We start from the raw sequence: 21,205 nt of genomic DNA, 5'->3' as shown, positions 1-21,205 counted from the left end.
GGGGCCCCGGCCGCTCAGCCGCCGGTGAACGCCAGGCCGATCCCGCCGGCCGGGACCTCCGCGCCGATCCGGTACTGAACGACCTCGAACGGCGCGAACGTCCCGGCCGGCACCGCCCCGGCCGGTTCGACCGTGACCTCCAGCCGCCGCCGCTCCCCGCCGTCCAGGGCGAGGACGCAGGACAACTCGCCCTCGTCGCGGGCCAGTTCCTGCCCGTCCGGGCCGGTGAGCACGATCAGCCCGGCCTCCGCCCCCACCGGCTCCGGGTCCCCGTCCAGCCGGAAGCCCGGCCACCGCACCGGCGGGACGGGCCCCACGCTGATCAGGTACTCGGCCCCCTCCGCCAGCGGGTTGGACGCCAGGAACGAGAGGGTCCCGGCACTACCGGACGGCAGGGCGACCAGGTTGTGCTGCGCCCAGTGCCGGTCGTTGACCGGGTCGGCCACGTTCGTGCTCGGCGGGTCGAGCGGGTGCCGGACCTGGGCCAGTAGGCAGACGTGGTCGCCGGCGTCCGCGGGGATGTGCCCGGTCAGCGGGTCGGAGACCACCTGCCCGCCGTGCGGCGGCACCACCACGGTGGTCAGGCCGAGGAACTTGTCGGCGTCCGGGACGAGCGGGCCGCTGACCGGGGGCGACCACCACAGCCCCAGGTAGGCGATCGACTCGCTGTTGCCGCCCTGCCAGTTCCCCACCGTCACCTGCACGGTCAGGTCCTCCCCGGGCTGGAAGGCGGTGAGCGGCTGGATGCCGGAGCAGAGGTACCAGCAGACCTCCGGCGGCACCGGCCGGGTGCCGTTGTCGACCGGGAAGGACCCGGCCGGCAGGACCGGCGGCGGGTAGCTGTGGACGAACAGGTACGGCCGGTCGTCGGTGGTCCCCTCCGGGTCGCGGCCGTCGTTTCGTGCGGGCATGACCGGCCTCCTCACGTCTCGCCGTAGTCGAGGACCCGGACGTCCACCGGGTCGTCGTCGATCGACCCGCCGGGCGCCCAGCAGTCGTAGCGGCGGAACCGGTCGGCGTCCAGGTCCGGGTTGGCCTCGCCGGACGCGCCCTCGGCGATCCCGGTCCACAGGGCGGTCACCGCGGCGGTGGACTCCCGCAGCAGCCAGCCGGGGTCGGTGCCGACCGGCAGCCCGCCGCCGCCGTCGGACGGCTCCTCCAGCGGGGTCAGCGGGTAGCGGTAGAACACCGCCACCGGATCGGCCTCGGGGCGGCGCGGCGTGATGTTGTCGCCGCTCGACGGCACCGCGAGGAACTGCCGGTACAGCGGGTAGCGCAGCCGTCCGTCCGGCGCGGTCAGTCCGCACCCGGCCAGGTAGCCGCCCGCCTTCCGCAGGCCCTCCCACAGCCGGGCCTGGAAGTCGAACAGCAGGCCGACCAGCTGGGTGAGCTGGGGCACGTCGGCGCCCCGGGCGAACTCCTCCGGGGTGAGCTGCTGGTACTGCGAGGCGAGGGCGGCCTGCTCCTCCGGGCTGAGGCTGGTCTCGAACGCGTGCCGGAAGTTGTCCGACACGTGCTTGTCCCAGAAGGTGCACGAGGTGCCGTTCCCCCACTGCTCCCAGCACACGCCGCCCAGCGTCCCGACGAAGGCCAGGAACCCCAGCACGCCGATCCAGAAGCTGCCGCACTGGTTGTCGCTGTCCCGGGTGCTGTCCGTCGCCGACGGCGGGCGCTGGTACGGGGGCACCGCCGGGCCCGAGTACGTGGCCGGGCCGAGCCCGGAGTCGGCGACGGCGGGCGGGGTGGCCGTCTCGGTCGTCACCACCGCGTCCGGCGGGTGCGCCGGGTCGGCCCACAGCCGCTGCACGAACACCGGGGCGGGGAGCTTCGGCCGGGGCGGCTGCCGGAACGTGCCGAGCAGCTCCAACTGCCGCACCAGGCGCCCGTACCCGAGCCGGAGGTCCGGCGGCGGGGCCGTCGCGCCGAGGTCGTACGTCCGCCCGAGCACCTCGGTCAGGAACGCCGCCGCCTCGTCCGGGAGCCGGGCCTCGGGGGCGGCGTCGTACCGGAGGGTGGCCGCGAGCCGTCGGAAGTCCCCGGCGTCCGGGCGCAGTTGGGCGAGGTAGGCGCCGACGGTGTTGCGGGCGATCCGGTCCCGGAACCGGTGGCTGCGCCGGGGCCCGCCGACCACCTTGCCCAGGTAGGCCGAACCGGCGGCGTTCGCCGCGTGGCCGGACAGGACGCCGAAGGCCGTCGCCCGGGTGGCGGGGGTGTCCGCCGTCGCGAAGGCCGCGCGGACGAAGGCGTCGGTGCGCCGGGCCAGGAAGACGTCGCCCCAGCCCCAGGCGTCCAGCGGGAGGTTGCCCTGCCGCGGGTGCTCCGGGACGTGCCGCATCTCGGCGAGCCGGCGGCCCAGGTCCTGGATCTCCAGGTGCTTGCCGTGCACCCGCTCGCCCAGCTTCCGCAGGCGCACCGTGGCCCCGCAGTACCTCGCCGCCGCGTCCGGCTGCGCCGGGTCGGCGAGGGCGGCCTCGACGTCGGCGCGCACCGCGCCGATCTCGGTGTAGAGGCTCACCCCCTCGGTCCACATCGCGGCGGCCTCGGCGAGCAGGTCGAGTTCCAGGCCGTCCGACTGGGCGTGCTGGAGCAGGTGGTCCAGCAGGCTGCCCAGGGCGGCGTCCGCGGGGTGGTCGGCCACCTCGGCGAGCAGCTCGTCCAGGGCGGGGCGCAGCGCGGGGTCGACCTGCGCGGCGGCCAGGCCCTCCCGGTGCTCGGCCAGCGCGGCGGCATGGGTTCTGGCATCGATCATGGGGGTCACCCACATCCCACTGTCGGGCGGGCGTCCTGCGGCCGACCGGCGGCGCGGCACGCGGACCCGCGGCCGACCGGACGCGCGCGAATCTTCAGACCGCCTCCAGCGTCACGCCGCCCACCGCCCCCGGCAACCCCCCGCGTCACCGGCCCGGCCCGGCTACCCGGCGTAGGTGCGCAGGACGCCGGTGTCGAGCGTCCAGGGGCCGACGGTGACCACGTCGCCGAAGGCGAAGCCGGTGCGGCGGGTGTAGCCCGGTTCGTCGTACACGATGCCGGTGCCCTTGCGCGGGTCGACCAGCAGGTAGAGCGGGATGCCCATGGCGGCGTAGTCGGCGACCTTGGCCCGGTAGTCGTTCTGCGGGTTGGACGCCGAGACGATCTCGACCACCAGCAGGATCTCGTGGGGAAGCAGCGCGGGCTTCTCCACGTCCAGGGCCGCTTCCGGGAACACCATCAGATCCGGGTTTCGCAGCCGGCCCAGCCCCGGGTCCTCCAGATCCGCACCGCCATGGGCGACGTACCCCGGATGCGTCCGGGGGAGCTGCTCGTTGAGTTGACGAGCCAGCCTGATGACTGCGAGTTCGTGTCGGCTGACCGGCGACATCATCATGACGATCTCGCCGTCCGCGATCTCGATCTTTCCTATCCCCGGCACCTGCGGCAGCCGATCGGCGATCTCGCGGAGCCTGGCGAACGTGGCAGGGTCGACGCTCATGCTCGAAGTGTAGTGACGGCTCCCGCCCGGCGGGCGGTGACGGCGCGGCGGGTGGCGTAGAGGGTGACGCCGGCCGCGCAGGCCATGGCGGTGAGGGCGACGGCGGCGGTGCCCGACCAGCCGGTGGAGTGGTAGGCGTCGGCGCCCAGGGTGCCGCCGAGGCTGTTGCCCAGGTAGTAGGCGATCAGGTAGAGCGCGGAGGCCTGGGCGCGGCCGGTGGCGGCGGTGCGGCCGACGGCGGAGGAGGCGGTGGCGTGGCCGGCGAAGAAGCCGGCGGTGATCAGGACCAGGCCGAGGACCGCGCAGAACAGCGAGCCGGCCAGCGAGAGCAGCAGGCCCGCCGTGGTGGTCGCGATCGCCAGGTAGAGGGTGCCGCGGCGGCCGCAGCGGGCGGTCAGCCGGCCCGCCGAGGCGGAGGACGCGGTGCCGACCAGGTAGACCACGAAGATCGAGGCGGCCACCGACTGCGGGAGGTGGAAGGGCGCGGCGGTCAGCCGGTAGCCGACCGTGTTGTAGACCGCGCCGAACACGGCCATGAACAGCATGCCCAGCGCGTACAGCCGCAGCAGCAGCGGGTTGCGCAGGTGCCCCGAGACGGTCGCGGCCAGCGCCCGGGCGTCGACCGGCGCGCGGCGGAAGTGCCGGGCGCGCGGAACCAGGGCCCGGAAGGCCAGTGCGGCCAGCAGCGCCAGCGCGGCGGACACCGCCAGCCCCCAGCGCCAGCCCCAGGCGGCCGCCGCCCAGCCCGAGACCAGCCGGCCGCCCATCCCGCCGATCGAGTTGCCCGCCACGTACAGCCCCATCGCGGAGGCCAGCGCCGACGGGTGCACCTCCTCGGCCAGGTAGGCCATCGCGGTGGCGGGCAGCCCCGCCAGCGCCGCGCCCTGGACGGCGCGCAGCACCACCAGCGTCGTGAGGTCCGGGGCGAACGGCAGGGCCACCGCGAGCAGCGCGGCGGCCAGCGTGGAGGCGGTCATCACCGCGGTGCGCCCGTAGCGGTCGGACAGCGCGCTGGCCGGGAGCAGGGCCAGGGCGAGCCCGAGGGTGGAGGCGGAGGCCGTCCAGCTGGCCTGGCCGGGCGTCAGGGCGAGGTCGGCGGAGAGGATCGGCAGCAGGCCCTGGGTGGAGTACAGCAGGACGAAGGTGGCCACGCCCGCCGCGAACAGGGCGAGGTTGGCGCGGCGGAAGTCCCGGCTGCCGGGGCGCAGGCGCAGGTCGGAGGGGGTGCTGACGGGGGCGGGCGCGGACGCCTCGGTACTGGCGGGCTGCATGGTGTCGACGCTAGGACCGCGCCGCCTGATGCGTCCAATGCATGAATGGGGGAGCATTCATGCCATGACGCATGAGAGCAGCTCCGGGCCGGTCCGCCTCGCCGAACTCGGTCCGGACGCCGATGTGACGGTGCTCGCACCGCAGTTGGCGGAGTTCGCGGCCGTCGCCCGGCTGGAGCACGTCACCCAGGCCGCCCAGCTGCTCGGCATGCCGCAGCCCACCCTCTCGCGCGCCGTCGCCCGGCTCGAAGCCGAGCTCGGCGTCGACCTGCTCGCCCGCCAGGGCCGCGCCGTCCGGCTCACCCGGGCCGGCCGGATCCTGCTGGACGCCGTCGAACGCGCCCTCGCCGAGGTCGAACGCGGCGTGGAGGCCGCCCGCGCCGAGGCCGACCCGGCGGGCGGCCGGGTCGCCTTCGGCTTCCTGCACACCATGGGCACGGACGCGGTGCCCGCCCTGCTGCGCGGCTTCCGGACCGGGCACCCGCGGGTGCGCTTCCAGCTCGTCCAGGACTACGTCGCCGCGATGCTGGAGCGCCTGCGCGCCGGGGAGCTCGACCTCTGCCTGGTCTCCCCGCTCCCGGACGCCCCCGACCTGGTCGCCCGCCCGCTGGACGAGCAGCGGCTGTTCCTGACCGTCCCCGCCGAGCACCGCCTCGCGGCGCGCCGCCGGATCAGGCTCGCCGAGGTCGCCGACGACACCTGGGTGACCGTCGAGGAGGGGTACGGGCTGCGCCACATCATGGAGAGCTTCTGCGCGGAGGCCGGGTTCACCCCGCGGATCGCCTTCGAGGGCGAGGAGGTCGAGACCCTGCGCGGCCTGGTCGCCGCGGGCCTCGGCGTCGCGCTCCTGCCGCCCGCGCTCGTCCCCCGCCCCGGCGTCGTCGAGCTGGAGGTCACCGCCCCCCGCACCCGCCGCGCGATCGGCCTGGCCTGGCACGCCACCCGCCCGCTCACGCCGCCGGCGGCGGCCTTCCGCGACTTCGTGCTCTCGCGCCGGGGGAGCATCCTGGCGCACGACTAGGCCCGGTTGGGAGGGCCGGTCCGCCGGGCGTCAGGGTCCCCGCGACGGCCGGTGGTCGGCGGTGGGGAGGGGCGGTCGTCCGGAGTGTCACGCGGTGGGCGCCGCCCACGTGCCCGCCGACCTGGAGCGGCTGCTGACCGCGCAGACGGCCGAGGAGGCGTCCGGCGGGGGCTGTGCGGCCACGTCGTGCGCGACTGCCTCCTGTCGGAGTCGGCCCTGCCGGTGGCGCTGCTGTGCGACCTGGGCGAGGACCGGGGGCGGTGGAGCGGGCCTGCCGGGAGACCCGGGAGCGGCGGCGGGAGCCGGGGGAGTAGCCGCGGAACGGCGTGGTGGTAGGCAATCTACGCGCGTAGGGTCTATGCTCCGGCAATGGAGAAGCAGATCACTGCGATCGCGGGCACCACGGCCCCGCGCGTGCCCACGTCCGAACAGATCGCCCGCGCCCCGAAGGTGCTCCTGCACGACCACCTGGACGGTGGGCTGCGGCCGGAGACGATCGTCGAACTCGCCGCCGACTGCGGCTACGAAGGCCTGCCGACCACCGATCCGAAGGAACTCGGGGTGTGGTTCCGGGAGGCCGCCGACTCCGGTTCGCTGGAGCGGTACCTGGAGACCTTCGCGCACACCTGCGCGGTGATGCAGACCCGGGCCGCGCTGGTGCGGGTCGCCGCGGACTGCGCGGAGGACCTGGCCGCCGACGGGGTGGTGTACGCCGAGGTGCGGTACGCGCCGGAGCAGCACCTGGAGGCCGGGCTGACCCTGGACGAGGTGGTGGAGGCCGTCAACGAGGGCTTCCGGATCGGCGAGGAGAACGCCCGGGCGCGCGGGCACCGGATCCGGGTGGGGACGCTGCTGACCGCGATGCGGCACGCCGCCCGCTCGCAGGAGATCGCCGAGCTGGCCAACCGCCACCGGGACCGGGGCGTGGTCGGGTTCGACATCGCGGGCGCCGAGGCGGGCCACCCGCCGACCCGGCACCAGGCGGCGTTCGACTACCTCAAGGGCGAGAACAACCACTTCACCATCCACGCGGGCGAGGCGTTCGGCCTGCCGTCGATCTGGGAGGCGCTGCAGTGCTGCGGCGCGGACCGGCTCGGCCACGGCGTGCGGATCGTGGACGACATCACGGTCGGCGCCGACGGCCGGGTGGAGCTGGGCCGGCTGGCCGCGTACGTGCGGGACAAGCGGATTCCGCTGGAGATGTGCCCGACCTCCAACCTGCAGACCGGCGCGGCGGCCTCGTACGAGGAGCACCCGCTCGGGCTGCTGGCCCGGCTGAAGTTCCGGGTCACCGTCAACACGGACAACCGGCTGATGAGCGGCACCTCGATGAGCCGCGAGTTCGCGCACCTGGTGGACGCCTTCGGGTACACCCTGGCGGACCTGGAGTGGTTCACCGTCAACGCGATGAAGTCGGCGTTCCTGCCGTTCGACGAGCGGCTGGCGATGATCAGCGACGTGATCAAGCCGGGGTACGCCGAGCTGAAGGCGGAGTGGCTGTTCGGGCCGCGCGGCTAGCGGACCGGCGCGGCTCCGGCGTCCAGGGAGATGGTCCGACTTATCACTCTCCGGAGTGGTCGGGCTTTGGAGGGTGCACGGTCCTCTCACTACGGTGGGCCGGTCACTGCTGACTCGGTGTGACGGCGACGTCCCCGATCCTTCGGGCGTCCGCCGGTGCACCGGCCCGACCAGGACTGAGGACGCACACATGAAGCAGGCCACTCTCAAGGCCGCCGGCGCCGCCGCGCTCGGCGTCGCCTTCGCCGCCGTCGCCGCGGGCTCCGCCTCCGCCGCGCCGGTCGCCCCCGGCGGCCTCGGACTGCCGACCAGCGCGCTCACCAACCCCGGCGTGACCGGTGCGGCCACCGGCGCGGTGAGCAAGCTCCCCGGCGGCGACCAGCTCGGCACGGTGACCGGCACCCTCAACCCGGCCGCCGGCGCCCCGGCCGTCGCTCCCGCCGAGGAGCAGGCCCCGCCGGTCGCCGAGCAGACCGGCCCCGGCGGCGTGGACCAGGAGCAGGCCCCCGCGGCCGCCAACCGGATCGGCGGCCTGGACTCCGTCCCCGGCGGCCAGGGCCTGTCCAAGACCCCGGTCGGCGGCGTGGTCGGCACCCTGAGCAGCCTGTCCCCGACCGGTGGCGGCGCCCCGGGCCTGCCCAGCCTGCCGGGCCTGGGCGGCTGACGCACCGCACCGCGAAAGGGGCCGCTCCCGCACCGGGAGCGGCCCCTTCGCCGTGCTCGGACCCCGCGGGCCCGGCGCTGAGGCTCGGCGCTCGGGCCCGTCGGCAGGCTGCCGCCCGCCCCGCCCGCCCGGTGCGTTCGTCCGCCGCACCGGCCGAAAATCCCCAGGACCGGTTACGGAGGCTTCCGCCCGCCCCGCCGGGGGCCCGCATCGGATGCCATCGGGCCGCCCTCCGGCGATGGCGGGGCCCCGGGCCGGGCTGCCGCCCGGCGGTGGCGCAGGGCTCCGACGCCCCGGCAAACGACCGGCGTTCGGCACCGTCCGTCCCGTCCGGGGCGGGGCGGGGCGGGGTGGAACGGGCGGGCGCGGCTCACGGCTCCTGGGGCAGCAGCAGCCACAGCGCCAGGTAGATCAGGAACTGGGGGCCGGGCAGCAGGCAGGACACCAGGAAGATGGTCCGGACCGTCCACGGGGTGAGCCCGAAGCGCCGGGCGAGGCCGGCGCAGACGCCGGCGATGACGCGGTTGTGACGGGGACGGGCGAGGCTGCTCATCGTCTCCTCCGGGGAGTGTTCCCGGTGCGGTCCCTCCGACCGGGTGATGACTCCATCCTGCTGCCGTGACCTGCCGCTTCGCGTCCGCCGCGAAGCCGATCCGGACCCCGATCCGGTACCCGGTCCGGAGGAGGGCGGACTCAGGGTCCCCTCGGGGGCCACCCCGAGTTTGCGGCGCGGCGGCCGGAGCGTGCCCGGAGCGCGCCCGGAGCACGTCCGGAACGCGGCGGTGGCCGTCCCCGGCTTCCAGTATTGTCTGACCGTTCGTCAGCGTGCTGACGCCCGACGGGGGAACATGCCGGGCGGCGGGCACGGACCGGACGGACCCGGTGCGCGGGACGGGGCCGGGGCGTGGGGAGCGCCCGGGCCGGGAGCCTGCGGCCGGTTCATCGTGAGTTCCGCATGGGGGGAACAGGGAATGCGCGCGAATTCCTCGCCGACCGGGGTGCGAGCGGCCGATGCCCGCCCGGACGGCACCGGCAGCCGGCCCGTCACCGGGCCCACCAGGCCCACCGGGCGAGCCCGGCCCGCCGGGTCGGCCCGGCCCGGCTCCGAGCGGCTTCCGCGGTGCTGAGGCAGGGCTGAGGCGGCGCCACCGGCGCCCTGCCCCGGCCGGGACCGCGCGCTGCGCGGGAGGAGACCGGCCGCGGCGAAGCCATGCGTGCGGGGCCCCGGCCGGGAGCTCCCCGCGTCCTGATCGTCATAGCGAAGTGGAAATGATTCTGATGCGTGCCAATCGGCTGCTCGCCGTCACCGTGCTGTCCGTCCTGGGGATGACCGGGGTGGTGGCGTGCGACCCGGAGGACGACGGCAGCGGGGACGCCGCGGCCTCGGTCGGCGCCTCCGCGCCCGCCGCCGCCAAGTCGCCTGCGGGGGCGCCCAACGGGCTGGAGAAGCTCACCGTCCCGGAGATCCTGACCAAGGCCCGGGAGGTCGGCAGCAAGCTCACCTCCGTCAAGTTCACCGTCGCGTACGAGAGCGACGGCGAGAAGCTCAGCGGCACCGCGTCCGCGGACGCCGACGGCGACTGCGCGGGCGAGTTCACCCGGGACGGCAAGGGCAAGGTCGAGGTCCGGCGCACCGGCGGGAAGCTGTACCTCAAGCCGGACGCGGACTTCCTCAACGCGTTCGTGCCTGCCAAGGCCGCCACGCTGAAGGGCAAGTGGCTGAGCGACGGCAGCGCCGACGGCGGCCGCTTCGGCCCGATGTGCGACCTGGGCCTGAGCCTGCAGAAGACGATCGGCGTGCAGCAGGACGGCACCCCGGACGAGCGCGGCACCAAGGGCGACACCAAGGTGCTCGACGGCGTCAAGGTGGTGACGGTCGACCTGAACGAGGGGCAGGACGGCGACACCCCGGAGATCGCCTCGTTCTCGCTGGAGGGCAAGCCCTACCTGCTGGCGGTCGACGGCGGGGCGGAGGCCTCGATGGGCTTCAGCGACTTCGACAAGCCGGTGAAGGTGACCGCGCCGCCGGCCGACCAGACCGTCAGCGGCGACGGCCTGCTGGACGGCTGACCCGGGGCCGGGGCGGTCGAGGGGCCGCCCCGGCCCGGCATTTCCGCCGCACAACAGAAAATAAAGCGGAAGTAAAGGCGGTGGAGGCGGCGAAAGGGCCGGTTCCGCCCACTGGGAGACTCGCGCATCCGATTGTCATAGAAACAGGAACCCACTCTGATGCGTACCAACCGGCTGCTGGCCGTCACCGTGCTGTCCGTCCTCGGTGTCACCGGCCTGACGGCCTGCAACTCGGACGAGGGGGACGCCGCCCCCGCGGCCTCCGCCCCGGCCGCCACTTCGGCCTCCGCCTCCGCCTCCGCGTCGCCGGTGGCGAAGGGCGGCGGCCTGGAGAAGCTCCCGGTCGAGGACATCCTCAAGAAGACTCAGGCCGTGGGCGCGAAGCTGACCAGCGTCAAGCTGACCGCCAAGGCGGACGCGCCGGAGGGCAAGATGGACGCCGTGGTCTCCGCCGACTCCGCCGGCAACTGCGCGGGCACCCTCGTCATCGAGGGCCAGGGCAAGGCCGAGATCCTGCGCACCTCCGAGAAGGTGTGGGTCAAGCCGGACGCCGCCTTCCTCAAGACGCTCTTCCCGCAGAACGCCGCCGCCGCGGCCAAGGTCGGCGGCAAGTGGCTGGTCTCCACCAAGACCGACGAGGTCTCCGGCCTCGGCGAGTTCTGCGACACGGCCCTGGAGGCGCAGAAGGAGGTCGGCAAGGAGGAGACCGGCACCGTGTCCGGCACCGGGACGGTCGGCGGGGTCCAGGCGGTCCTCCTCAAGCTGAAGTCCGCGGACGGCGAGGACATCGAGGCCGCCGTCGCCAACGAGGGCGAGCCCTACCTGCTGTCGGCGAAGACCTCCGACTCCGGCGAGATGCAGTTCAGCGACTTCGACAAGCCGGTGAAGGTGACTCCTCCGGCCGCCGACCAGGTCCTCGACTTCGGGACGCTGCTGGCCAGCTGACCGGCTGACCAGCTGATCCGGGGTGGCTCGGCCGCTCAGCCGCGCGGCGCGGCAGGGGAGCCGAGCACCGACAGGGCCGGGGCGACCGGGCGCGGACGCGTCTCGCTCCGGCCCTCCGCGCGTTCCGGGGCCGGAACGGGGGGCTCGGCGGCGCGGGCGGTGGCGGTCGGGGCGGCCGGGCGCCGGTGCTCCAGGGCGCGCAGCGGCGGGATCAGCAGCAGGTGGGCCGCGGCCGCGCCCAGGGTGCCGAGCAGGATGTCGTCCACGTCCAGGACGTGGCCGGGGGCCCAGCCCTCCAGGATCTCCAGCGCGGTGCCGAGCAGCGCGGCCGCCGCGGTGGTGCGCAGGAACGACGCCAGCCGGGAGCGGGCCGGGGAGCCCACCGCGAGCGGCAGCAGCACGCCGATCGGGGCCAGCGGCAGCAGCCCGGAGCCGAGCTGGCGGACGGCCGCGAGGCCGCCGAGGGACAGCGCCTGGTGCACGGAGGCGAACGGGGTGAGGTTGGGCGGGCTGGTCCAGGCGGCCGGGACCGGGCGCAGGCTCAGCCAGCCGAGCAGCAGCAGGTGCAGGGCCAGCAGCCACCGGGACGCCGTCCGCAGCCGGTACGGCGCCGCCGGCCCGTCCGTCGGGGTCGGGCGGGGGTGCGGCTGCTCGCCGGTCGCGTGGTCGCTCGGTGCGGTGGTGTGCACGCTCCGAAAGACGCAGGTTCCGTCCGGCCCGGTTCCCCGGTGTCCCCCGTTCGGCGGGAGCGGGGGGACGAACCGGGGGACGGGGACGTCCGGGGCACTGCTTTCCAAGGCGCGCGGCGCCCTGGGCCTTCGACGCTGCCGGGCCGTCAGCAGCGGGGCCCCGGCTTTCAGGGGCAGTGGCTCGGGGACGCGGACGGCGACGGGGCGGTGAACGGCGACTGCGAGGGCGCCGGGGAGGCGGGGACCGGCGACGCGCTCGGCCGGGCGGTCGCCGCGGGCAGCGTGCCCGGGGCCGGGGAGGGGGAGGCGGTGTCCGGCGCCCTCGGGGCCAGCACCTCGCCGGGACAGGCGGTGCGGCTGGCCGGGGCGCCGGCGTCCACCGGCACCTCGGTGGGGCGGATGCCGCAGCCGGCCAGCAGGGCGGGGGCGAGCAGCCCGCCGAGCAGCAGGGCGACGGCGCGCGGGCGGAGTCGGCGGTCGGACATCAGGCCTCCTCCGGCCCGGGCGCGGGCGGTTGGGTGAGCGGCAGGGTCAGGGTGAAGACCGCGCCGACGCCGTCCGGGTTGTTGGCGGCGGTGATGTCGCCGCCGTGGATCCGGGCGTTGGCCTCGGCGATGGACAGGCCCAGGCCGCTGCCCTCGGAGCGGGCCCGGCCCTTGTCGGCCTTGTAGAAGCGGTCGAACACGTGCGGCAGCACGTCCTCCGGGATGCCGGGGCCGCCGTCGGAGACCGACACCACCACGGTGTGCGCCGCGTCGTCCTGGCGGACCTTCACCCTGACCGGGGAGCCGCCGTGCTTGAGCGCGTTGCCGATCAGGTTGGCGAACACCACGTCCAGGCGGCGCGGGTCGACCACGGCCAGGATGCCGCGCGGCGCGTCCAGCTCGACCGCGTCGTACCAGGCCCGGCCGTCGATGCAGGACATGATCAGGTCGGCCATGTCGACCTCGTCGGCGACCAGCCTGGCGGTGCCGGCGTCGAAGCGGGTGACCTCCATCAGGTTCTCCACCAGGTCGGACAGGCGGCGGGTCTCGGAGACCACGATCCGCACGGCCGGCTCGATCATCGGGTCGAGGGCGTCGGCCTCGTCCTCCAGGATGTCGGTGACGGCGGTCATCGCGGTCAGCGGGGTGCGCAGCTCGTGCGACATGTCGGCGACGAACCGGCGGGACTGCGCCTCGCGCGCGCTCAGCTCCGCGACCTGCTCGGAGAGCGACTCCGCGGTGCGGTTGAACGTCCGTGCCAGCTCGGCGAGTTCGTCGTTGCCCTCGACGTCGAGCCGGGTGTCGAGCTCGCCCTCGCCGAGCCGCCGGGCGGCGTCCCCGAGCCGGCGCACCGGCCGCAGCACGGTCGCCGAGGCGGCCTGGGCGAGCAGCGCCGAGCCGACCAGGGCGAGCAGCGTGGCGACCGCCAGCGACCAGCCCAGGGTGTTCAGGTCGGCGCGCTCGTTCTGCAGCGACTTGAACACGTACGCGGTCGGCCCGCCCGGCACCACCCGCGTCCCGCCGACCACGTACGGCCCGGCCAGGTTCACCCGCTGCCAGTACAGGTGGTACTCGTACGGGTTGCCGGGGCCGGTCTCGCGCGGCTTGTTCACCGCGGCGACCAGCGCCTGGGGTATCTGGCGGACGGTGAACGCGATCGGGTCGGAGGACGCGGTGCAGCCGGGCACCGAGTCGTCGACCACCACCACGTCGTACGCCAGCCCGGAGCTGGCCACCTGGGAGGCCAGCGTCCGCAGGTCCTGGCAGGTCGGCTCCAGCGGCAGCGACGAGACGTTGCGGGTCAGCGAGTCCCGGAAGTCGTTCAGCGCGGAGTTCTGGGCGCGCTTGAGCACCGCGTCGCGGTTCAGCCAGTAGGCGATGCCGGACGCGGAGACGGCGGTGACCAGCGCGACCGCGGCGAACACCGCGATCAGCCGGACCCGCAGCGAACTGAGCCGCCGCCAGGACACCGAGCGGGCCCGGTGCGGCGCAGTCTGATGGTCGGTCAAAAAAGGCTCACCAGTCGGAGGGGAGGGATCACACGGGCGGGTCGAGACGGTAGCCGACGCCGCGGACGGTGCGGATCAGCGTCGGCGCGGACGGCACGTCCTCGACCTTCGCCCGCAGTCGCTGGACGCAGGCGTCCACCAGCCGGGAGTCGCCCAGGTAGTCGTGCTCCCACACCAGCCGCAGCAGCTGCTGGCGGGAGAGCGCCTGTCCGGGGCGGCGGCTGAGCTCCAGCAGCAGCCGCAGCTCGGTCGGGGTCAGCTGGAGGTCCTGGCCGTCCTTGGTGACGGTCATCGCCGAGCGGTCGATCACCAGGCCGCCGTACGCCGCCGAGTCCGAGCTCTCCCGCTCGCCGCGCCGCAGCACCGCCCGGATCCGGGCGTCCAGCACCCGTGGCTGCACCGGCTTGACCACGTAGTCGTCGGCGCCGGACTCCAGGCCCACCACCACGTCGATGTCGTCGGAGCGCGCCGTCAGCAGGATGATCGGCAACTGGTCGGTGCGCCGGATGCGCCGGCACACCTCGAAACCGTCGATGCCGGGCAGCATCACGTCCAGCACGATCAGGTCCGGGCGCTGCTCCTTGAACAGGCGCAGACCGTCCTCGCCGGACGCGGCGGCGGCCACCCGGTGACCCTGGCGGGTGAGGGCGAGTTCGAGGCCGGTGCGGATGGCGTCGTCGTCCTCGATCAGAAGCAGGAAAGACACGGGGGTCATTGTGTCCCACCCGGCCACCGGAAGCACCCACCCGGGTGACCCCCGCGGCACCGGGAACCGGAGGTCGCCGCTCCGGCGTCCGCAACCGGGGAGCACCCGAACGCCCCCGGGCAGCCGTTCCTGTGACAGCTCTGTGACAGTCGGCGGACATCGCCATGACGCGTGACCGGCAGGATTTTCCCTGTCGCCGCGAGACGCCCCGGAACACCGACCGGAGCCGCCGCGGCGAGGAACCGCTCGTACCGACACCATGGGGGTGCCCGATGACCGCAACGCTGACGACCCGAAACGCCGGGCCGCGTTCCGCCGTCCTGGGCACCGGCCGGGCTCGGCACGAGGAGGAGAACGCCGGCGCCGTGCTCGTACGGGGGTGCGCACACAACGCCGGAACCCGCCGCCCGGTCGTGGGGACCAGGAGCGGGGACACCACCCACAGCAGGTTGGCCGGCAACAATTTGGTCGGGCCGGCTGTGGGCCGGACGCTGCGGCTCGCTCCGCAGACCTTCCGGGGTGAGCAGGACGGACAGGGAGGCGCGCAGGGGGAGCACCCGGCCGCCGCGACGGACGAGGCGCGCGACATCGCCGAGTTCACCGCGTACGTGCGCGAGCGCCGCGCCTCCCTGTACGCCACCGCCTACCACCTCACCGGCGACCGCTACGAGGCCGAGGACCTGCTGCAGAGCGCCCTCTTCTCGACCTACCGGGCCTGGGGCCGGATCACCGACAAGGCCGCCGTCGGCGGGTACCTCCGCCGCACCATGACCAACCTGCACATCTCCGCCTGGCGCCGCCGCAAGGTCAACGAGTACCCGACCGAGGAGCTCCCCGAGCACGCCGGCGACACCGACGCGATGGGCGGCACCGAGCTGCGCGCCGTGCTCTGGCAGGCGCTCGCCAAGCTGCCCGAGAACCAGCGCACCATGCTGGTGCTGCGCTACTACGAGGGCCGCACCGACCCGGAGATCGCCGACATCCTCGGCATCAGCGTCGGCACCGTGAAGAGCTCCATCTGGCGCGCGCTGCGCCGGATGCGCGAGGACGAGCAGCTCAACCGCTCCGGCGACACCGTGCACGCCTTCGGCGAGCTGGTCGCCTGACGCGACAGGACTCCCGTCGGGGGACGGGGCAGTGGGGGGAAGGGCACGGGACGCGGCGGCCGACTCGGGGGAGACGGCGGCCAGGGGGGAAGTCCCGTACCCGGACGGAGCGGGCGGGGCCCCGGTGCGGGGGAACGGCACCGGGGCCCCGCCCCTTCCCGTTCCCGCCCGTGGTCAGCGCGTGGTCAGCGCGTGGTCAGCGCGTGGTCAGCCCGCGGTCAGCGCGCGCCGACGGCCTCCAGCACGTCCCGGGCCCGGTGCGGCCCGTGCAGCACGAGGGCCTCCACGGCGTCCGCGCAGCGCTCCAGCAGCTCCGGCACCCGCGCCCGCTCCTCGTCCGAGAAGCGCGCCACCACGAAGTCGCTCACCTTCTCGCCCTTCGCCGGCCGACCCACGCCCACCCGCAGCCGGGCGTAGTCCGCGGTGCCGAGCGCCGCGTGCACCGAGCGGGCGCCGTTGTGCCCGCCGGGGCCGCCGCCGCGCTTCAGCCGGGCCGTGCCGAACGGGAAGTCCAGGTCGTCCTGCACCACCAGCAGCCGTTCCACCGGGACGCCGTGCCGGCGCAGCAGCCCGGCCACCGGGCGGCCCGACAGGTTGATCGACCACTGCGGCTCGGCCAGCAGCACCGTGCGGCCGTCCAGTTCGAACGAGGCGGTGCGAGTGGTCAGGCCGCGCCAGCGGGCGCCGTGCCGCTCCGCCAGCCGGTCGGCCACCAGGAAGCCCGCGTTGTGCCGCGTCCCCGCGTAGCGGCGGGTCGGATTGCCCAGCCCCGCCACCAGCCACTGCTCACCCATCGCCCGGCGCCCCTCAGACCAGTTCGGCGGGCAGTTGCCGGGCCACCGCGGAGATCCGCCGGCCCGCCTCCACCCCGGAGCAGGCGTACGAGCCCAGCTCGACCTGCCGGGCGACGATGCCGCGTTCGGCCCGCATCAGCCGCAGCCCCCGGCGGACCAGGTACGGCACCGACTTGCGGCCCTCCCGGACGTCCCGCCGGAAGCGCCGCCAGGCCGTCGTGGCCGGCTTGTTGCGCAGGCACAGCGCGTCGCCGAGCAGCCCCTCGGCGCGGCAGCGGAGCACCAGCTCGGCGGCGAAGATCCCCTCCGCGACGAAGCCCACCGCCCCGTCCAGCGCCAGCAGCCGGCCGCCCGAGCGCCCGTTGTCCGGGATCGAGTACACCGGCACCTCGGCCCACCCCTCGAACACCAGCGACCGGATCGCCTCCATCGCCTGGTCCGCGTGCCAGGACAGCGGCGAGTCCCAGTCCGGGCCGCCCCCGTCCGGCAGCTGCGGCAGCGTCGGGTCGTCGCCGTCCTTGTAGAAGTCGTCCAGTTGCAGGACCGGCAGCCCGCTGCCCTCGGCCAGCGAGGACTTCCCCGACCCGGAGGGGCCCGACAGCAGGATGACGCGGGATATCGGACGGCGGTTCAGCGGGGTGTCACTCACGGGAAACCAGTCTGGGGCATCGGAGGGGCAGCTGGTAACCCGCCGGTCGTCCCCTTCGTGCGGCGTTCGGGCATGGGGACGGGCCCGCACCAGGGGGGGAGAAGTGCGGGCCCGTCGCGGCCGCCCGGGCCCCGGGGGGGGTAGGGCGCTGAGGACGGCCGGTCTGTGCGGAGCCGAGCGGTCGGGCGGTGGGGCTAGATCCCCATCGGGTGCCAGACCGTCTTCGTCTCCAGGAAGGAGCGGAGCCGTCCGGTGCCGGGCGCGGCCGTCCAGTCCTCGGCGGACGGGTCGGCGGCCGGTCGGACCACCCGCTTCAATGTATCGGCCGCCGCGGCCTCCAGGGCGGCCGCCGCGCCGGGGCCGTCCGGGGCGATCGCCCCGGCCAGGTCGAGCGCGTTGACGTCCTGGTGCGAGGCCAGCGTCGGGGCGACGTCCGCGGTGCGGCCGGAGAGCAGGTTGACCACGCCGCCCGGCACGTCGGAGGTGGCCAGCACCTCGCCCAGCGAGAGCGCGGGCAGCGGGGCCCGCTCGGCCGCCGCGACCACCACGGTGTTGCCGGTGGCGATCGCCGGGGCGATCACCGAGACCAGGCCGAGCAGCGAGAAGCCGGTGCCGGCCTGCGGCGCCAGGACGCCGACCACGCCGGTCGGCTCCGGGGTGGACAGGTTGAAGAACGGCCCCGCCACCGGGTTGGCGCCGCCCACGACCTGCGCGACCTTGTCGGTCCAGCCCGCGTACCAGACCCAGCGGTCGACCGCCGCGTCCACCAGCGCCGCCGCCCTCTTCGCGCCCACGCCCTCGGCCGCGGCGACCTCGGCCGCGAACTGCTCCCGGCGGCCCTCCAGCATCTCGGCGACCCGGTACAGCACCTGGCCGCGGTTGTACGCGGTGGTGCCCGCCCAGCCCTTGACCGCGGCGCGGGCCGCCAGCACGGCGTCCCGGGCGTCCTTGCGGGTGCCCAGCGGGGCGTTCGCCAGCCACTGGCCCTTGCTGTCGGTCACTTCGTACACCCGCCCGCTCTCCGAGCGCGGGAACTTCCCGCCGACGTACAGCTTGTAGGTCTTGCTGACGCCGATCCGTGCGGGGGCGTCCGGTCGGACGGTCTGCTCAGACATCGAGGGCCTCGACATTCAGGTAGGGCTCCAGACCGTGGCGGCCGCCCTCGCGGCCGTAACCGGACTCCTTGTACCCGCCGAACGGCGAGGTCGGGTCGAACTTGTTGAAGGTGTTGGCCCACACCACGCCCGCCCGGAGCCGGTTCGCCATCCACAGGATGCGCGAGCCCTTCTCCGTCCAGATGCCCGCGGACAGGCCGTACGGGGTGTTGTTGGCCTTCTCCACCGCCTCGGCGGGGGTGCGGAAGGTCAGCACCGACAGCACCGGGCCGAAGATCTCCTCGCGGGCGATCCGGTGCGCCTGCGAGACGCCGGTGAACAGGGTCGGGCGGAACCAGTAGCCCGCGCCCGGGAGTTCGCACTCCGGGGCCCAGCGCTCGGCGCCCTCCTGCTCGCCCGCGGCGGCCAGCTCGGTGATCCGGGCCAGCTGCGCGGCCGAGTTGATCGCGCCGACGTCGGTGTTCTTGTCCAGCGGGTCGCCGACCCGCAGGGTGCCCATCCGGCGCTTGAGCGCCTCCAGCAGCTCGTCCTGCACCGACTCCTGCACCAGCAGGCGGCTGCCCGCGCAGCACACGTGGCCCTGGTTGAAGAAGATGCCGTTGACGATGCCCTCGACCGCCTGGTCCAGCGGCGCGTCGTCGAACACGATGTTGGCGGCCTTGCCGCCGAGCTCCAGCGAGAGCCTGGTGCGGGTGCCGGCCAGCTGCCTGGCGATGGCCCGGCCGACCGGGGTCGAGCCGGTGAAGGCGACCTTGTCGACGTCCGGGTGCGCGGTCAGCGCGGCGCCGGTGCGGCCGTCGCCGGTGACGATGTTCACCACGCCCGCCGGCAGGCCCGCCTGGCGGCAGATCTCGGCGAAGCGCAGCGCGGTCAGCGGCGTGGTCTCGGCGGGCTTGAGCACCACCGTGTTGCCGGTGGCCAGCGCCGGGGCGACCTTCCAGGCCAGCATCAGCAGCGGGAAGTTCCACGGGATGACCTGCGCGGCCACGCCCAGCGGGCGCGGGTTCGGGCCGTAGCCCGCGAAGTCGAGCTTGTCGGCCCAGCCCGCGTAGTAGAAGAAGTGCGCGGCGACCAGCGGCAGGTCGACGTCGCGGGTCTCGCGGATCGGCTTGCCGTTGTCGATCGACTCCAGCACGGCCAGCTCGCGGCTGCGCTCCTGGACGATCCGGGCGATCCGGAACAGGTACTTGGCGCGCTCGCTGCCCGGCAGCGCCGACCAGTCGGCGAACGCCTTCCGGGCCGCCCGCACCGCGCGGTCCACGTCCTCCTCGGTGCCCTGCGCGAACTCGGCGAGCACCTGCTCGGTCGCCGGGTTGACGGTCTTCAGCGCCTCCGAGCCGGAGGAGCCGACGAACTCGCCGCCGATGAAGTGGCCGTAGCTCGTCGCGATCTCACCCGCGGCGGCGGGGGACTCGGGCGCCGGGGCGTACGCGAACAGGCTCCCCGTGCGGACGGGCTGCCGCGCGTCCCCGGCCGGGGTCTCGGTCTTCTTGGTCTTCGCCATCGTCCTCAGTCCACCGTCACGTAGTCGGGACCGGAGTACCGGCCGGTGCGCAGCTTCTGGCGCTGCATCAACAGGTCGTTCAGCAGGCTGGAGGCGCCGAACCGGAACCAGTGCGGGCTGAGCCAGTCGTCGCCCAGGGTCTCGTTCACCATCACCAGGTACTTCATCGCGTCCTTGGTGGTGCGGATGCCGCCGGCCGGCTTCACGCCGATCTGCACGCCGGTCGCCGCGCGGAAGTCCCGCACCGCCTCCAGCATCAGCAGCGTCACCGGCGGGGTCGCGTTCACCGCGACCTTGCCGGTGGAGGTCTTGATGAAGTCCGCGCCCGCGATCATCGCCAGCCAGGACGCCCGGCGGACGTTGTCGTACGTCTGCAGCTCGCCGGTCTCGAAGATCACCTTGAGGTGGGCCGAGCTGCCGTCGGGACGCTCGCAGGCCGCCTTGACGGCCCGGACCGTCTCGAACACCTCCAGGTAGCGGCCGGAGAGGAAGGCGCCCCGGTCGATCACCATGTCGATCTCGTCCGCGCCCGCGGCGACCGCCTCCGCGGTGTCCGCCAGCTTGACCGGCAGGCCCGCCCGGCCGGAGGGGAAGGCGGTGGCCACCGAGGCGACCTGGACGCCGCTGCCGCGCAGCGCCTCCTTCGCGGTGGCCACCATGTCCGGGTAGACGCAGATCGCCGCGACCTGCGGGGTGGAGCGGTCCGACGGGTCCGGGCCGAGGCCCTTCGCGCACAGCGAGCGGACCTTGCCGACCGTGTCCGCGCCCTCCAGCGTGGTCAGGTCGATCATCGAGATCGCGAGGTCGATGGCGAGGGCCTTGGCGGTGGTCTTGATCGACCGGGTGCCGAGGGTCGCGGCCCGCGACTCCAGACCGACCTGGTCGACCCCGGGCAGGCCGTGCAGGAAACGGCGCAGGGTGGCCTCGGACGCCGCGACGTCCGCGAGACCGCCGCCCGCGGCGCCGGGGGCGTTGGCTGCAAGAGTGGACATAGTCACCAGAGCAGCATATCTACGCGCGTAGGAAGCCGGTAGGGCGGGGCGGTTTCGAGTCCTGACCGAAATGTGCCCTCCCCGGCCCGGGGACAATGGCGGGATGAGCGGCGGAGCGAAGGCGCGGGGGCGGCGGCCCGGGGGTGAGGACACCCGGGGGGCGGTGCTGGCGGCGGCCCGGGCGGAGTTCGCGGCCCGCGGCTACCAGAAGGCCAGCATGCGGGCGATCGCCCGCGGCGCGGGGGTGGACCCGGCGCTGCTGCACCACTACTTCGGCAGCAAGGACCGGCTGTTCACGGCGGCGCTGGAGTTCCCGGTCGACCCGCGCGCGCTGGTGGAGGGCGTGTTCGCCGGCGATCCGGCGACGGTCGGCGAGCGGGTCGCCGGCTTCGTGCTGGGGCTGTGGGAGCAGCCGGAGGTGCGCGACCGGCTGCTGGCGCTGGTGCGTACCGCCGCCGCCAGCGAGGAGGTCGCGGCGCTGATGCGCGGCTTCATGGTGACCGAGCTGGTCGCCCGGGTCGCCGAGCGGCTCGACGTCGAGCAGCCCGAGCTGCGGGTCGAACTGGTGATGGCGCAGATCGTCGGCCTGGCGATGGCCCGGTACGTGATCGCGGTCGAGCCGCTCGCCTCGGCACCCCCGGAGGTGCTGGCCCCCCTGCTGGGCCGCACCGTCCAGGGGTACCTGACGGGCTGAGTCCG

At 74.7% G+C, this 21,205-nt stretch carries 21 protein-coding genes; 7 read left to right on the top strand and 14 right to left on the bottom strand.

Translation table 11 applies throughout. The annotated features are described in order from the left end of the window. Positions 1 to 14: 14 nt before the first annotated feature. The 4 genes from HUT16_RS13115 to HUT16_RS13100 all read right to left on the bottom strand — a co-directional run bounded on the left by HUT16_RS13115 (position 15) and on the right by HUT16_RS13100 (position 4,740). A complete protein-coding gene (locus HUT16_RS13115; RefSeq protein WP_176188395.1) occupies positions 15 to 911 on the bottom strand; it encodes a hypothetical protein in 897 nt (298 codons plus the stop codon). An 11-nt stretch (positions 912 to 922) separates the two neighbouring features. Further along, positions 923 to 2,749 (bottom strand): hypothetical protein, encoded by a 1,827-nt coding sequence (locus tag HUT16_RS13110; RefSeq protein WP_176188394.1) that lies wholly within the window; start codon positions 2,747 to 2,749, stop codon positions 923 to 925. A 162-nt stretch (positions 2,750 to 2,911) separates the two neighbouring features. After that, positions 2,912 to 3,469, bottom strand: a complete 558-nt coding sequence (locus HUT16_RS13105; protein WP_176188393.1) for a Uma2 family endonuclease — start codon at positions 3,467 to 3,469, stop codon at positions 2,912 to 2,914. Then, positions 3,466 to 4,740 carry an MFS transporter gene (locus HUT16_RS13100; protein WP_176188392.1) on the bottom strand — a complete coding sequence of 425 codons (1,275 nt, stop codon included), beginning with the start codon at positions 4,738 to 4,740 and terminating at the stop codon, positions 3,466 to 3,468. Before HUT16_RS13100 ends, HUT16_RS13105 begins: the two co-directional genes overlap by 4 nt. A gap of 64 nt (positions 4,741 to 4,804) precedes the next feature. On the opposite strand from HUT16_RS13100, the gene HUT16_RS13095 reads away from it, so the two are divergent. From HUT16_RS13095 to HUT16_RS13085, 3 genes are all read left to right on the top strand, one after another. Then, positions 4,805 to 5,761, top strand: coding sequence for a LysR family transcriptional regulator (locus tag HUT16_RS13095; RefSeq protein ID WP_176188391.1), 957 nt, complete (start codon positions 4,805 to 4,807; stop codon positions 5,759 to 5,761). A gap of 369 nt (positions 5,762 to 6,130) precedes the next feature. Further along, positions 6,131 to 7,279 (top strand): adenosine deaminase, encoded by a 1,149-nt coding sequence (locus tag HUT16_RS13090; protein WP_176188390.1) that lies wholly within the window; start codon positions 6,131 to 6,133, stop codon positions 7,277 to 7,279. A gap of 190 nt (positions 7,280 to 7,469) precedes the next feature. Next, positions 7,470 to 7,943, top strand: coding sequence for a hypothetical protein (locus tag HUT16_RS13085; protein WP_176188389.1), 474 nt, complete (start codon positions 7,470 to 7,472; stop codon positions 7,941 to 7,943). A gap of 370 nt (positions 7,944 to 8,313) precedes the next feature. Here the strand turns inward: HUT16_RS13085 and HUT16_RS13080 are convergent, their stop codons facing one another. Further along, a complete protein-coding gene (locus HUT16_RS13080; protein WP_176188388.1) occupies positions 8,314 to 8,496 on the bottom strand; it encodes a PspC domain-containing protein in 183 nt (60 codons plus the stop codon). Positions 8,497 to 9,221: 725 nt separating this feature from the next. On the opposite strand from HUT16_RS13080, the gene HUT16_RS13075 reads away from it, so the two are divergent. Both HUT16_RS13075 and HUT16_RS13070 read left to right on the top strand, forming a co-directional pair. Then, on the top strand, positions 9,222 to 10,013 hold the full coding sequence (locus HUT16_RS13075) for a hypothetical protein (protein ID WP_176188387.1): 792 nt from the start codon (positions 9,222 to 9,224) through the stop codon (positions 10,011 to 10,013). Positions 10,014 to 10,172: 159 nt separating this feature from the next. Next, on the top strand, positions 10,173 to 10,958 hold the full coding sequence (locus HUT16_RS13070; RefSeq protein WP_176188386.1) for a hypothetical protein: 786 nt from the start codon (positions 10,173 to 10,175) through the stop codon (positions 10,956 to 10,958). A 35-nt stretch (positions 10,959 to 10,993) separates the two neighbouring features. Here the strand turns inward: HUT16_RS13070 and HUT16_RS13065 are convergent, their stop codons facing one another. The 4 genes from HUT16_RS13065 to HUT16_RS13050 all read right to left on the bottom strand — a co-directional run bounded on the left by HUT16_RS13065 (position 10,994) and on the right by HUT16_RS13050 (position 14,346). Continuing rightward, the gene (locus tag HUT16_RS13065; protein ID WP_176188385.1) at positions 10,994 to 11,647 is read right to left on the bottom strand and encodes a VanZ family protein; all 654 of its coding nucleotides are present in this window, start codon (positions 11,645 to 11,647) and stop codon (positions 10,994 to 10,996) included. A gap of 167 nt (positions 11,648 to 11,814) precedes the next feature. After that, a complete protein-coding gene (locus tag HUT16_RS13060) occupies positions 11,815 to 12,132 on the bottom strand; it encodes a hypothetical protein (RefSeq protein WP_176188384.1) in 318 nt (105 codons plus the stop codon). Then, a complete protein-coding gene (locus tag HUT16_RS13055) occupies positions 12,132 to 13,640 on the bottom strand; it encodes a HAMP domain-containing sensor histidine kinase (RefSeq protein WP_176188383.1) in 1,509 nt (502 codons plus the stop codon). Before HUT16_RS13055 ends, HUT16_RS13060 begins: the two co-directional genes overlap by 1 nt. A gap of 28 nt (positions 13,641 to 13,668) precedes the next feature. Next, entirely contained in the window at positions 13,669 to 14,346 is a 678-nt protein-coding gene (locus tag HUT16_RS13050) for a response regulator transcription factor (protein WP_176188382.1), read from the bottom strand. 272 nt (positions 14,347 to 14,618) lie between these two features. Here HUT16_RS13050 and HUT16_RS13045 point away from each other — a divergent pair, with 272 nt between their 5' ends. Further along, positions 14,619 to 15,452, top strand: a complete 834-nt coding sequence (locus HUT16_RS13045; RefSeq protein ID WP_176188381.1) for a SigE family RNA polymerase sigma factor — start codon at positions 14,619 to 14,621, stop codon at positions 15,450 to 15,452. A gap of 218 nt (positions 15,453 to 15,670) precedes the next feature. On the opposite strand, the gene pth is transcribed toward HUT16_RS13045, so the two are convergent. The 5 genes from pth to deoC all read right to left on the bottom strand — a co-directional run bounded on the left by pth (position 15,671) and on the right by deoC (position 20,506). Continuing rightward, positions 15,671 to 16,246 carry an aminoacyl-tRNA hydrolase gene (gene pth, locus HUT16_RS13040; protein WP_176188380.1) on the bottom strand — a complete coding sequence of 192 codons (576 nt, stop codon included), beginning with the start codon at positions 16,244 to 16,246 and terminating at the stop codon, positions 15,671 to 15,673. A gap of 13 nt (positions 16,247 to 16,259) precedes the next feature. After that, positions 16,260 to 16,895: an ATP-binding protein gene (locus HUT16_RS13035; protein ID WP_176188379.1), complete on the bottom strand. Its 636-nt coding sequence runs from the start codon at positions 16,893 to 16,895 to the stop codon at positions 16,260 to 16,262. Positions 16,896 to 17,089: 194 nt separating this feature from the next. Next, positions 17,090 to 18,010 (bottom strand): aldehyde dehydrogenase family protein, encoded by a 921-nt coding sequence (locus HUT16_RS13030; RefSeq protein WP_176188378.1) that lies wholly within the window; start codon positions 18,008 to 18,010, stop codon positions 17,090 to 17,092. Further along, the gene (locus HUT16_RS13025; RefSeq protein WP_254897791.1) at positions 18,003 to 19,514 is read right to left on the bottom strand and encodes an aldehyde dehydrogenase family protein; all 1,512 of its coding nucleotides are present in this window, start codon (positions 19,512 to 19,514) and stop codon (positions 18,003 to 18,005) included. Before HUT16_RS13025 ends, HUT16_RS13030 begins: the two co-directional genes overlap by 8 nt. A 5-nt stretch (positions 19,515 to 19,519) precedes the next feature. Continuing rightward, positions 19,520 to 20,506, bottom strand: coding sequence for a deoxyribose-phosphate aldolase (deoC, locus tag HUT16_RS13020; protein WP_176188377.1), 987 nt, complete (start codon positions 20,504 to 20,506; stop codon positions 19,520 to 19,522). Between the two features lie 103 nt (positions 20,507 to 20,609). Between deoC and HUT16_RS13015 the strand changes: the two genes are divergently transcribed. Continuing rightward, complete coding sequence (locus tag HUT16_RS13015; protein ID WP_176188376.1) at positions 20,610 to 21,200, top strand: TetR family transcriptional regulator; 591 nt, start codon at positions 20,610 to 20,612, stop codon at positions 21,198 to 21,200. Positions 21,201 to 21,205: the final 5 nt, after the last annotated feature.

This window comes from Kitasatospora sp. NA04385 (genome assembly GCF_013364235.1).
Taxonomy (GTDB): Bacteria; Actinomycetota; Actinomycetes; order Streptomycetales; family Streptomycetaceae; genus Kitasatospora.
The sequence above is the reverse complement of the archived record's forward strand: the minus strand, read 5'-3'. Positions and strand labels throughout refer to the sequence as shown.